We start from the raw sequence: 12,379 nt of genomic DNA, 5'->3' as shown, positions 1-12,379 counted from the left end.
CTATGGAACGTATCCCGATCCTGCGCATGGGCGAATTCCTGCTGGTGACCATCCAGGTCGACATGCATGACCGGCTTGCCCTGACCCTGCAGGACGACCTCTGCGAAATGATCAGCAAGACCTCGGCGCGCGGTGTGCTGATCGATATTTCCGCGCTGGACATGGTCGACTCGTTCATCGGTCGGATGATCGGCACCATTTCCGGCCTGTCGAAGATCATGGACGCCGAAACCATGCTGGTCGGCATGCAGCCGGCGGTGGCGATCACTCTGGTGGAACTGGGCATGAACCTGCCGGGGGTCAGTACGGCGCTGAACGTCGACCGTGGGATGCAACTGCTGCGCGAGCGAGTGGCCCGGCGATGATCGTGCGCAGCAGCGGCACCCAGGCGATCGCCATCGAGCAGGACGTGGTCCTGGCCCGGCAGGCCGCGCGCAAGCTGGCCACCGAGTGCGGCATGCGGCTGATCGACCTGACCAAGCTGGTCACCGCGGTCAGCGAGCTGGCGCGCAATACCATGGTCTATGGCGGCGGCGGTGACATGGATTGGCAGATCCTCGAAGACAGCGCCCGGGCCGGCCTGCGCCTGACCTTTCGCGACGAAGGCCCGGGCATTGCCGACATCAAGCTCGCCATGACCGACGGCTGGACCTCCGGCAACGGGCTTGGGCTCGGCCTGACCGGTGCCAAGCGCCTGGTCGACGAGTTCGAACTGGACACCACGCCTGGCCAGGGCACGCGTATCACCATCACCCGATGGACATGACCATAAGCGGCAGCCTGACCCAGGTGCTGCCCATCGATGACAGCAGCCAGGTCGGTCATGCCCGGCGCGTCGCGCAGAAGCTGGCCGAACGGCATGGCTTCGATGAGCGCGATGCCGGTCGCGTCGCCCTGGTCACCACCGAGCTGGCGAGCAACCTGCTCAAGCATGCGGGGCACGGCGAACTGCACCTGCGGGTGTGGCCGCGGGCAACGGGGGCCGGCATCGAAGTGCTGGCCGTGGACCGCGCCCAGGGCTTCGACCTCAATGCCTGCCTGGCCGATGGCTATTCCACCGGAGGCACGCAGGGCATAGGCCTTGGCGCGGTGTCGCGGCAGGCCGAGGTATTCGACGCCTACGCCGACACCCGCGGTGCGGTTCTGCTGGCACGCCTCCATTCGCGCAGCGACACGCAGGCGGACTGGCGCTTCGGGGTCAGCCAGCATTCGCTGCACGGCGACCCAGCCTGTGGCGATGTCTGGCACCTGGCAACCCGGGGCAGCACCATCAGCGCGCTGCTGATCGACGGCCTCGGCCATGGCGAGGACGCCGAGCGGGCTGCGCTGGCGGGTGAACGGGCCTTCGCGCTGGCGCCCTGCAGCGATGCGGTGATGCTGCTCGAAGAGCTGCATCACGCGATGAACGGTACCCGAGGCGGCGCGGTGGCCATTGCCCAGGCACGCCTCGACAGCGGCCACCTGCGTTTCGTCGGTGTCGGCAACATCAGCGCCAGCCTGGTCAGCGTCGAGAAGCCCCGGGGGCTGGCCTCGCTCCCCGGCATCGTCGGCGCGCAGTACCGCAAGGCGCAGCCGTTCGACTACGACGAGATCAACGGGCAGCTGTTGATTCTGCACAGCGACGGCCTGCAGTCGCGCTGGAACCTGAACGACTATCCCGGCCTGGTGCACTGCCACCCGGCTGTGATCGCCGCCGTGCTGCACCGTGATTTCTGTCGCGGCCGTGACGACGTCACGGTCGTGGTGATTGCCCTGGAGGCCGTTGATGCCTGAGCCCACTGACCTGACCCATGCCGAGCAGGCCGCGCTGATCGCCCGGTTGCAAGGCGAAAGCGCCGCGTTGCGCGAAGAACTGGATGAAACCAACCAGGGCGTACTCGCCCTGTATGCCGAGCTCGACAGCCAGGCCGACGCGTTGCGTCAGGCGTCCGACCTGAAAAGCCGCTTCCTGTCCTACATGAGCCACGAATTCCGCACCCCGTTGGGTTCCATCCTGAGCATCACCAGCCTGCTCACCGATGAACTCGATGGCCCGTTGAGCGCGGAGCAGCATCACCAGGTGGCATTCGTCAGTCATGCTGCACGCGAGCTCAGCGACATGGCCGATGACCTGCTCGACCTGGCCAAGATCGAGGCCGGGCGTATCACCATCTCGCCAGCCTGGTTCGACATGCTGGACCTCTTCTCGGCACTGCGCGGCATGTTCCGGCCGATCGTCGATGCCAGTGCCGTGGACCTGATTTTCGAGGAGCCGGCCGGCTTGCCGCGGCTGTTCACCGATGACAAGAAGCTCGCGCAGATCCTGCGCAACTTCATCGCCAACTCGCTGAAGTTCACCCAGCGCGGCGAAGTCCGGGTGTCCGCCCGCCTGGAAGGCCCGGATCGGGTGCGCTTCGCGGTCAGGGACAGCGGTATCGGCATCGCCGCCGAGCTGCACGGCACCCTGTTCGAGGACTTCTCGCAGATCGATTCGCCGCTGCAGAAGCGCTTGCGCGGCACCGGGCTCGGGCTATCTTTGTGCAAGCGTTTCGCAGCGCTGCTCGGCGGCGAGGTCGGTGTGCAGAGCACGCCCGGCGTTGGCTCGATGTTTTTCGTGGTCATCCCCCTGGCGATCGCCCAGGAGCCTTGCGATGAAACCTGATACCCGCTTGCTGATCGTCGATGACAACGTCGCCACCCGGTATGCGCTGCGCCGGCGTCTCGAGCGGCACGGCTATCGGGTGCTGGAGGCCGGCACGGGGGGCGAGGGCCTGACGTTGATCGACAGCCAGGCCCCGGACGCCTTGATTCTCGATGTCAACCTCCCGGACATGAGCGGTTTCGACATCGTTCGCACGCTCAGGGCCGCGCCGGCGACGGCGCTATTGCCGGTGATCCACGTGTCTGCCGCGTCGATCCAGACCGGCGACATCATCACTGGCCTCGACGCCGGCGCCGACGCTTATTTCGTGCATCCCGTGGACCCGGACGTGTTGCTGGCCACCTTGCGCACCCTGTTGCGGGTACGCGATGCCGAGCAGGCATTGCGCGAGAGCGAGGCGCGCTTCCGGGAAATTTTCGTCAAGGTATCGGCCCCCATCGCGGTACTCGATGCGAACCTCAAGGTGCACGAGTGTAACCAGGCTTTCGCCCAGTTGGTCCAGGACAACGCCGATCCCCAGGGGTTGAACGAATGCTTCGCCGAGGACCAGGCCGGGCTGCTCGGCGAGCTGCGCCTGCGCCTCGGCGCGGGCGAGCGCTGGAAAGCCTCGCTGAACATGCGGGTGCAGGGCGAAACCCGGGAAACCGAGTGGCAGGTGTCACCCTATCGCAGCGCGCAACTGAGCCTGGTGTTCGTCGAGGATGTCACCGAGCATCGCCTGCGCGAGCGCCTGCACCTGGCCCAGCTGGACGATGCGACCAGCAAGCTGTCCAGGGAAGTCGCCGAACGCGCCCGTACCGAAGCGCAACTGCTGCAGGTGCAGAAAATGGAGGCGCTGGGCAACCTCACGGGCGGTATCGCCCACGACTTCAACAACATGCTCACCGGTATCATCACCAGCCTCGAGCTGATCCAGAAACGCTTCGCCGAACAGCGCTTCGACCGTGTGCAGCTGTACACCGAGACCGCGCTGAACTCGGCGATGAGTGCGGCCGCCCTGACCCATCGATTGCTGGCATTCGCCCGCAAGCAGCCGCTCGACAACCGTGCCGTCGACGTCAACGAGCGGGTGCGCTCCCTGCAGGAAATGCTGGTTCGCACCATCGGCGAGCAGATCACCCTGAGCCTGGAGCTGACCGGCAAGCCGGCGATCGCCCTGGTCGATCCCAGCCAACTGGAAAACGCCGTGCTCAACCTGGTGATCAATGCCCGGGATGCCTTGCCCCATGGCGGCAATATCTGGGTCAACACCTACACCGCGCATTCCAGTGGCGACCCCAACCTGGCCGATGGCCGGTATGTCGTGGTGTCGGTACGTGACGATGGCACGGGTATCGACCACGCATTGCTCGACAAGGTGTTCGATCCCTTCTTCACCACCAAGCCGGTGGGCCAGGGCACCGGGCTCGGTCTGTCGACCATCTATGGCTTCGCTCGCCAGTCCGGGGGCAACGCGAGCATTCGCAGCAGCACCCGGCGTGGCACCGAAGTCACCATCATGCTGCCCGCCAGCAGTGAGCCGGTGGCCGTCGAGCAGGATGCGCAGCACGGCGAACTGCGCGGCGCAGGCGAGCACGTGCTGGTCGTCGAGGACGTGGCCACGGTACGCTCCTTCGTCTGCGAAGTACTGGAGGAAGCTGGCTACCGCTGCATCCAGGCGGGGGATGTGGAAACCGCCCTGGCGCGGTTGCGCAGCGATACGCCGATCGATCTGCTGCTCACCGATGTCGGCCTGCCTCGCATGAACGGGCGCGAGCTGGCCGAGGTGGCACGCAAGCTGCGGGCTGGCCTGCCGATCCTGTTCATGAGCGGTTATGCCGAGAACGCCATCAATCGCCAGGTGTTCCTCGACAGTGGCATGGAGCTGCTGACCAAGCCCTTCAAGATGAACGAACTGCTCGACAAGGTGCGGCGCTCGCTGGCCGAGCGCTGATCAACTTCCTGCAAGAAATGATCAATCCGCTCGCTGGTCCATGTCAGCGAGCGGATTCGGCATCGTATCGCTCAGGTCGCTCGAACGGCCTGCCGGGAAAGCAGCAACCTCGCCAGAGCCGGTGTGAGGATCAGGGCGCCGAGCATGTTCCAGATGAACATGAAGGCCAGCAGGATGCCCATGTCGGCCTGGAACTTGATCGGCGAGAACGCCCAGGTGGCCACGGCGATGCCCAGGGTCACGCCCGTCAGTACCACCACCTTGCCGGTGGATAGCAGTGCCAGGTAATAGGCGCGCGACAAGGCAATGCCCTGGCGCAGGTTGGCCAGCGTGACGCTGAGGATGTACAGCGAGTAGTCCACGCCGATCCCTACGCCGAGGGCGATCACCGGTAGCGTGGCGACCTTCAGGCCGATGCCCAGGCCCACCATCAGCGCCTCGCAGAGAATCGAGGTGAGCATCAGTGGCAGCACCGTACAGATCACTGCACGCCAGGAGCGGAAGGTGATGTAGCAGAGCAGGGTGACCGCCGCGTAGACCATCAGCAGCATCTGCACGTTGGCCTTCTTCACCACGATGTTGGTGGCGGCCTCGATACCGGCGTTACCGGCCGCGGACATGAACTGCAGGCTGTCGCTGTCGTTTGCCGCGGCGAAGGCTTCGACGGTATCGACCACCCGGGTCAGGGTGTCGGCCTTGTGGTCGGCGAGAAACACGTTGAGGGTCAGCAGGTCGCAGTTCTGGTTGAACAGCTCGCGCGGCGCGCGGGTGATGATCGCGTTCAGCAGGCCCTGGTTACGGGGGATCTCGTACCAGGTCAGGCTGCCTTCGTTCATGCCGGCCGCGGCCTGTTTGCTGAGCGCCGCCAGGGAGGTGGTGGAGACCACGCCAGGCAGTTGCTGCAGCCGCGCTTCCAGGGCGTCGACCTTGACCAGGGTCTGGTAATTGGCGCAGTAGTAAGGCGGCGTTTTCACCATCACCACGTACTTGTCGCTGCTGGCCGCGTAGTGGCTGACCATGAAGGCATTGTCCTGGTTGTAGCGCGAGTCGGCGCGCAGCTCCGGGGCGCCCGGGTCGAGGTCGCCGACCTTGAGCTGCAGGCTGACCGCGAAGCCGGCCAGGGCCAGTGCCGCGGCGACGATCAGTGCGCCGTTGCTCCAGCGCCCGGGGCGGGTGAAGCGGTCGAGAAAGGCCCACAGTGCCTGACGGTCATGCAGCTCGTCGCTGATCGCGCGTTGCTCGGCCAGTGCCTCGCGGCGTGCGGCGGTCCTGCTGACGCCGGTGTAGGAGAGCAGCACGGGCAGCAGCACCAGGTTGGTGAGCACCAGTACCAGCACGCCGATGGTGGCGGTCACGGCCAGGTCCTGGATCACCGGGATGTTGATGATCATCAGCACGGCGAAGCCCACGGCATCGGCCAGCAGCGCCATGGCACCGGTCAGGAACAAACGGCGGAAGGTCAGCCGTGCCGCGGTGAGCTTGTCGGCGCCACGGCCGATGTCCTGCATGATGCCGTTCATCTTCTGTGCGCCATGGGACAGGCCGATGGCGAAGATCAGGAAGGGCACCAGGATCGAGTAAGGGTCGAGATCGTAGCCCAGGGTCGCCAGCAGGCCGAGCAGCCAGACCACGGCGATCACCGAGCAGAGCAGCACCAGCAGGGTGCTGCGTACACAGCGGGTGTACCAGTAGAGCACCAGGGCGCAGATCAGCAGGGTGCCGGCGAAGAACAGCTGCATAAGTGCCAGGCCATCCATCAGGTCGCCGACCACCTTGGCGAAGCCGGTGATGGCGATGCTGGTCTGCTCGTTGCTGTACTTGTCGCGCAAGTCGTCCAGCTGTCTGGACAGCGGCCGGTAGTCCAGGGCGTTGTCGGAGCCGGCCGTGGCGGCGTCCTGCAGCGGCAGGATGATCACGCTGGAGCGCAGGTTGGGGGCCACCAGGCGGCCGATCTCGCCCGAGCGCTCGACGTTCTGGCGTACCTGCTCGATGCTCGCCGCCGAGCCGTCGTAGTCCTCGGGAATCACCGGGCCGCCGTCGAAGCCTTCTTCGGTCACGCCGATCCAGCGGGTGGCCGGCGTCCACAGTGACTTCATGTAGGGGCGATCCACCCCGGTTATCAGGAACAGCTCGTCGTTGAGCTGTTTCAGGGTTTCCAGGTACGCCGCGTCGTAGATGCTGCCGCTGTTGCTGCGTACGGCGATGCGCAGGGTGTTGCCGCCTTCGCCAAGCTGGCCGCGGTACTGGAAGTAGTTTTCGATATAGGGGTGACCGACCGGGATCATCTTCTCGAAGGCGGCGCTCAGCCGTAGATCCTGGGCCTGCCAGGCAAGCAGGGCACTGCACAGCAGGCAGAGCACGACGATGGCCCGGCGATACCTGAACAGCAGTCGCTCGGGCAGGCCGCCCGAACGGGGGTCGAACAGGCCGGTGGCGTTCTCGCTGCCATTCTGGGGGAGGGTGGCTTTAGTGTTCACGAGGGGCGCTCCGCTTCAGGGCTTCGAGTTCAAGGCGAGACACGCCACGGGCACCGCTGAGGAGCAGCCCGCCATCGGCCAGCTCGACCAGGCCGGTGAGGTAGGTCGGTTCGTCGAGGGTGGTGGCGACGAAGCCGTGCTGCGGATCCTGGCTGGCCAGCAAGCGGCCGGACTCGTCGACCAGCAGCACGCTGCCGTCGCTCAACCGGGTACCGGCGGTGAGGGTGGTGAGGTGGGGATTGGCGATGGCTTGCCAGCTCTCGCCTGCGTCTTTGGACAGGTAGTTCTTGCCGCGCAAACCGAAGGCGAGCAGGTCGCCCTGGCCGCTGGCGACCAGGCCGAACAGGGTGCCGCTGGCCGGTGACTGAAGGGCCTGGAAGCTGGCGCCGTTATCGTCCGAGCGCAACAGCAGGCCCTGTTCGCCAGCGATGAACAGCTTGTCGCCGCTCGCCTGGATGTCATAAAGGTGCAGGGCACCGGGGTTGTCCAGGCGTTCGTCGATGGGCTGCCAGGTGGCGCCGCCATCGTTGGTGGCGAATGCCAGGCCGTAGGCACCCACGACGATGCCGCGCTGGTCGTCGAAGAAATGCACCGCGAGCAAGGGTTTGTCCGGACCGTCCGCGACCAGGTTGCGCGCATCTGCCAGGCGTCTTTCGCTGGCGGCGCCTGGCTCGGCGTCTAGGCGCTTCTGCGCAGTGTCCTGGATCAGTTGCGCGGCCTGCCGCCCCTCCAGTTGCAAGCGCCAGCTGCGCCCGCCATCACGGCTGTGCAGCACCACACCGGCGTGGCCGACCGCCCAGCCCTGTTCGGCAGTCGGGAAGGTGACACGTGTCAGCGTGACGCTGACCGGTGCCTCCATCTGTTGCCAGGATTGCCCGCCGTCTTTGGAGCGCAGAATGAAGCCGCGCTCGCCAACCGCTACCAGCGCGTCGCCAGCATGGGTCACGTCGAGCATCAGCGAGCGCTTTGCCAACGGGCTGTGCAGTGCCGGTTGCTGCAGCGGTTCGGTCGGTACTGCCTGATCGTTCGCGCTGGCACCGGCTGCACTCAGACACAGGGCAAGGGCCAACCCGCCCAGTAGGATTCGTTGCATCGATGGTTACCTCGAAGAGGGGCGGGCACGGCGTGCCCGCCTTGCTGCAGGGGGCTCAGCGCACCGAGTCCGATGCCACCGCGTTGCCAGTGAAGAAGTTCTCCGGCTTGCGCGGCACTACCGAATAGCGCTCGCCGTTGAGCCCTTGCACCACGCTGTAGGTGCCGGCCTGCAGGTTGTAGATGACCACCGGCTTGACCACTACGGCTGGAATGGCCGGCACCGCGAAGGGTAGCGCCTGGGTGACCCGCCACAGCTTGCCCTGGGCGTCGTAGCCGTCGGCCAGGGAGATGGTCCAGCTGTCTTCGTCGATGTAGAAGCGGCGCTTCGGCACCGCGTGGCGTTTGCCAGGGGCCACCGTAGCTTCCACTTCCCAGACGCGGTGCAGTTCCCAGCGCATCTTCTCGGGGTTGAGCACGTCCTTGGTGTAGACATCCTCGGACTTCTGCGCATGGAAGTTGTTGAGGTTGTAGGGGATGTACATTTCCTTCTTGCCGATCAGCTTCCACTGGTAGCGATCCGGGTGGCCGATGAAGCCATGCACTTCGTCGAAGTAGTTGGCGCCGGAGGCGACAAAGTCCGGGGTGTCGTAGCCCACGGTCGGTGCCCGCCGCACCCTGCGCTGGCCGACCAGGTACTGCCAGGCGTCGCGCGGGCTGGCGGCATTGATGCTGTCGTGGGTGACCAGCGATTCACCGGCCTTGAACGGCGGCTCGTTGGTGAGAAAGCGCAGCAATACGTACTGGCCGGACCAGGCGTCGACGCGTCCATCCTTGTAATAGTAGGGGTACTGCCAGTTCTCCACGCCGCGACTGGCCAGGGTGCGCGAACCGTCGGCATTGCCGATCACGTTGGTGTAGCCCATCTCGATGGACTCGGCCTCGACCCGCAGCAGGAAGTTCCAGATCAGTTCGTTGCCGTTCTGTGGCATCGGGAACGGGATACCACCGTAGCAGCCCTGCACCGACAAGCCGTTCTCGGTCAGTTGGCAGCGTGTGGCGTTGGCCTGGGTGTTGTCGTAGACCCATTGCGGCGCCGCCGCGCTGCGGTGGCTCGGATAGACATCGAGGTGGAAGCTGTCCGGGTACTTCTGCAGCAGTGCCTGGGTGCCTTCGCTGAGCTTGTCGGCGTACTGGCCGGCGTTGGCTGCCGTGATGCGCAGCAGGGGTTTTTCGCCCGGGAAGGGGTCGGCCGGTACATCGCCGAATGTGGCACCGGCGACTTCGCCGGTCAGCCCGCCCGTCCACGCGGGGATACTGCCATCGGCATTGCCGGCGCGTTCGGCGCCCAGGGGCGTGAGGGTGCTCTTCAGCGCCTCGGCTTGCTGGGGCGAGACCGCAGCGGGCGTCTGGCCAGCGAGCAGGCCGGCGGCGAGGGCAGTCAGCAGCAGAACTTGTCTTTTCATCTTGTTGTTCTCCGTGGATCAGAAAGTGCGCTGGATCGAGAAGGCGATGAAGTCCCTGTCCTTCAGGGTTTGCTCGAAGGTGTAGTTGTTGTCCGCGCCGATGACGGGGCCGCCGTCGCCGAAGAAGTTGGTGTAGCTGAGCGAGGCGTACCACTGCTTCTGGTAGTCGGCCTTGAGTGCCAGGGTGAAGTCGCCGCTGTGTTCCGGAGAGAATGCCTGCGGTGTCACCGAGGAGCGGCCGTAGGGGGTGTAGCCGACGGTGATCGGCACCTGTACGTCGACGCCAGGCATTACCTGGAAGTACTGCGGCTCGAAGGTGAAACGCAGCGAATAGGCATCGCGGGTTGTGTTGGGGTCGAGGTTCTGGGCATTCTGCTTGACCTTCAGGCGCCGGTTGAAAGCCACCTCGCCCACCAGCGAGGCACCGTCCCAGAGTGCCGAGCCGCCGTAGACGTTGACCATCGACAACTGCGCATGCAGCGAGTCGCCAATCGGGTACAGCGGGTTGCTGTTGTTGTCTGCGTTCATGTCGCCGGTCACCACCACGCCGCCGTTCGGCGCCAGGGGCGTATCGACGCGCATGGAGATTTCGCCGGCCACGTTGGCCTCGCCGACCAGGGTGCTGAAGCTGGCGCCGTAGACCTTGATGTCTTCCGGGTAGACGTTGGCGAAGGTGCCGTCGCCGCCGAGGAAGGTCGGCCGGAAGTACCAGACCGGGGTCTTGTCGTGATAGCGCGCGGCATACAGGCCGAACTCCCAGTCGTCGAGGGCGAAGCGGATCTGCCCGCCGAATTGGCCGGAGTCGCGCGCCTCGATGTCGTCACCGTGCAACAGCGGACCGCCGGCGAAGAACACCCGCTCGGCGCCGTCACCGACGAAGTCGCCGACGTTGAAGTAGCTGCCTGAGCCGGGCAGGCGGGTCTTGTTCCATTCGAACTGGTAATAGGCGCCAACGCTGACGGTGTCCGTCAGTTGCCAGTTGAAGGAAAACTGCTCGGTGGGCAGGAGGATTTCCTTGAACTGCGAGCCGGGCACCGACTGCAGCTTGACCAGGTCCACGGTGCTTTGCGCGTTGGCGATACCGTTGGCACCGAAGAACAGGCTCTCGCCGTAGATCTGGTTGAACTGGCCGAGTCGCAGCGACAGGCGGGTAGAGCCGATATCCCGCGAGCCATAGACGAAGGCATCGAGGATCTCGGCATCGCGGCCGTGCAGGTCGCGGGTCTTGGCGGTGAAGTTGTCGTAGTCGACGCTCACCGGGTTGGCGGTTGCGGGGGAGTTATTGTCGTTGCCGTCGTTGTAGACCTGGTCGTACCAGGCGGCGCCGCTCAGCCGGGCGCCGACGGCGCCATAGCGGACATCCAGCTCCGACAGCAGGTCGACTCGGTTGGAGATCAGGCCGGTGCTGAAGTTACGGTCGCCGTCGTCCACGTTGGGATTGGTCGATGACGCCATGACGTTGTCCGCGCGCTCATTGAGTCGCCAGGCATTGCTGTATTTGAGGGTGTTGTCCCAGCTGGTGGTCAGGCCTTCGATTCCACTGTCGAACTGGAAAGCCGATACGTTGGCCGAGCACAGGGCGATGGCCAGGGTGCTGACGCGGGCGACGAGCGCCGGCGCTGCCGAATGGCGTTGCTGGATCTTCATGGATACCTCTTCTGCATTATTGTTGTTGTTACAGGTGGTTCCATCCGCAAGTACGGATGCCTCGGTCGTCGCTGTGCCGGCACTCCTCGCGTCAGTCGTCGGCAGGATGGTCGAGTGCCGCCAGGCCTGCGCCGGCGATCTGTTCGTCGTATTCGGACTTCACCCCGCTGGCGGCGATGCCGCCCAGGCACTGCCCCGCATGCAGCAGCGGCAGACCGCCGCCCATGGGAATGACCCCGTGCAGCGACGCCGTGCCGGCCTGGCCGGCGGCGAGCATCTCGGCGAAGAAACGGGTGGGGCGGCGCGTCAGCGCCGCGCTACGAGCCTTGTCGATGGCGATCTGGGAGGAGGACGGGGTGGCCCCGGGCAAGCGGCGGAACGCCAGCAGATGCCCACCTTCATCGACCAGGGCGATGGATACCTGCCATGCGTTGTGCAGGGCTTGGGCAATCGCCGCGTCGAGCATGGCGCTGATGTCCGTGTCACTGAGTGCGAGTCGTGGCTGCATCGCAGAATTCTCTTTTTGGTGCATTTTTATATTTATATGCTTTATTTTGCTTTTTGTGCACAAAAATTAGTCCGCTTACCGGACAGAAGTCAAGAAGAATGCTCGGCGTCTTCGCCACCGCGTCAGCTACCGGCCCTTGCGGGGCCACGGTTGACCCGCCTCTGCCAGGAAATGGCCAGAAAGCCGGCACTGCTGCCGACACCGGTGACCAGCCCCAGAGCGGCGAAAGTGCCCACTGTGGGCGGCAACTGCGAGGCGAAGAACGCCGCCAACCCGAGAAAGAAACCAAGCAGGTTGTTGAAGACCGGCAGCCTGGCCAGCGACAGCGCGATCACTGTGATGATGGTCACCACCAGGGTGATGGTGTAGGCGCCCAGAAGCGGCTCCAGGGCCGCATGGGTGCGGGCGGCCAGCATGCCCAGCAGCAGCCCGATGAGCACGCAGCCGAGGTTGATCAGCCCGCTGTGCAGGTTCAATCCGCGGGTGAAGAAGGCGATCCAGCCGATAAACATCGCCCATACCGGCATCTCCAGCACCAGAACGCTGAACGTGGCCGCCGATGCCGCCACCAGGGATTCGCCGAAGACGATCTTCAGGTGTTTGCCCAAGGCTTCAAAGGACATGGCTGGGCCTCCTGGCTGGGCTCGGTGATAAGCGCAACGAGCTGACCACGGT

General features: G+C 65.1%; 11 protein-coding genes. 5 read left to right on the top strand and 6 right to left on the bottom strand.

All coding sequences use genetic code 11. The features are described from left to right. Positions 1 to 2 precede the first annotated feature (2 nt). The 5 genes from BLR94_RS00140 to BLR94_RS00120 are packed head-to-tail and all read left to right on the top strand — an operon-like array spanning position 3 to position 4,574. Entirely contained in the window at positions 3 to 365 is a 363-nt protein-coding gene (locus tag BLR94_RS00140) for an STAS domain-containing protein (protein ID WP_084306415.1), read from the top strand. After that, positions 362 to 766 carry an anti-sigma regulatory factor gene (locus BLR94_RS00135; RefSeq protein WP_084306414.1) on the top strand — a complete coding sequence of 135 codons (405 nt, stop codon included), beginning with the start codon at positions 362 to 364 and terminating at the stop codon, positions 764 to 766. The genes BLR94_RS00140 and BLR94_RS00135 overlap by 4 nt, the downstream gene beginning before the upstream one ends. Beyond that, positions 763 to 1,773, top strand: coding sequence for an ATP-binding protein (locus BLR94_RS00130; protein WP_084306552.1), 1,011 nt, complete (start codon positions 763 to 765; stop codon positions 1,771 to 1,773). The genes BLR94_RS00135 and BLR94_RS00130 overlap by 4 nt, the downstream gene beginning before the upstream one ends. Continuing rightward, positions 1,766 to 2,641 (top strand): sensor histidine kinase, encoded by an 876-nt coding sequence (locus BLR94_RS00125; protein ID WP_084306413.1) that lies wholly within the window; start codon positions 1,766 to 1,768, stop codon positions 2,639 to 2,641. The genes BLR94_RS00130 and BLR94_RS00125 overlap by 8 nt, the downstream gene beginning before the upstream one ends. Then, positions 2,631 to 4,574 carry a response regulator gene (locus BLR94_RS00120; RefSeq protein ID WP_084306412.1) on the top strand — a complete coding sequence of 648 codons (1,944 nt, stop codon included), beginning with the start codon at positions 2,631 to 2,633 and terminating at the stop codon, positions 4,572 to 4,574. Before BLR94_RS00125 ends, BLR94_RS00120 begins: the two co-directional genes overlap by 11 nt. Before the next feature lie 71 nt (positions 4,575 to 4,645). Here the strand turns inward: BLR94_RS00120 and BLR94_RS00115 are convergent, their stop codons facing one another. The 6 genes from BLR94_RS00115 to BLR94_RS00090 form a co-directional block, all read right to left on the bottom strand. Next, on the bottom strand, positions 4,646 to 7,051 hold the full coding sequence (locus tag BLR94_RS00115; RefSeq protein WP_084306411.1) for an efflux RND transporter permease subunit: 2,406 nt from the start codon (positions 7,049 to 7,051) through the stop codon (positions 4,646 to 4,648). Next, positions 7,041 to 8,144 carry a WD40/YVTN/BNR-like repeat-containing protein gene (locus tag BLR94_RS00110; RefSeq protein WP_244158037.1) on the bottom strand — a complete coding sequence of 368 codons (1,104 nt, stop codon included), beginning with the start codon at positions 8,142 to 8,144 and terminating at the stop codon, positions 7,041 to 7,043. Before BLR94_RS00110 ends, BLR94_RS00115 begins: the two co-directional genes overlap by 11 nt. 55 nt (positions 8,145 to 8,199) lie before the next feature. Then, positions 8,200 to 9,549, bottom strand: coding sequence for a DUF1329 domain-containing protein (locus tag BLR94_RS00105; RefSeq protein WP_084306410.1), 1,350 nt, complete (start codon positions 9,547 to 9,549; stop codon positions 8,200 to 8,202). An 18-nt stretch (positions 9,550 to 9,567) separates the two neighbouring features. After that, the gene (locus BLR94_RS00100; protein ID WP_084306409.1) at positions 9,568 to 11,196 is read right to left on the bottom strand and encodes a DUF1302 domain-containing protein; all 1,629 of its coding nucleotides are present in this window, start codon (positions 11,194 to 11,196) and stop codon (positions 9,568 to 9,570) included. Positions 11,197 to 11,287: 91 nt separating this feature from the next. Further along, positions 11,288 to 11,704 carry a GlcG/HbpS family heme-binding protein gene (locus tag BLR94_RS00095; protein WP_167359687.1) on the bottom strand — a complete coding sequence of 139 codons (417 nt, stop codon included), beginning with the start codon at positions 11,702 to 11,704 and terminating at the stop codon, positions 11,288 to 11,290. Between the two features lie 122 nt (positions 11,705 to 11,826). After that, entirely contained in the window at positions 11,827 to 12,327 is a 501-nt protein-coding gene (locus BLR94_RS00090) for a DUF1097 domain-containing protein (RefSeq protein WP_084306407.1), read from the bottom strand. Positions 12,328 to 12,379: the final 52 nt, after the last annotated feature.

It is taken from the genome of Phytopseudomonas flavescens, from assembly GCF_900100535.1.
GTDB lineage: Bacteria > Pseudomonadota > Gammaproteobacteria > Pseudomonadales > Pseudomonadaceae > Aquipseudomonas > Aquipseudomonas flavescens.
This window is presented reverse-complemented; position numbering and strand designations above follow the sequence as displayed.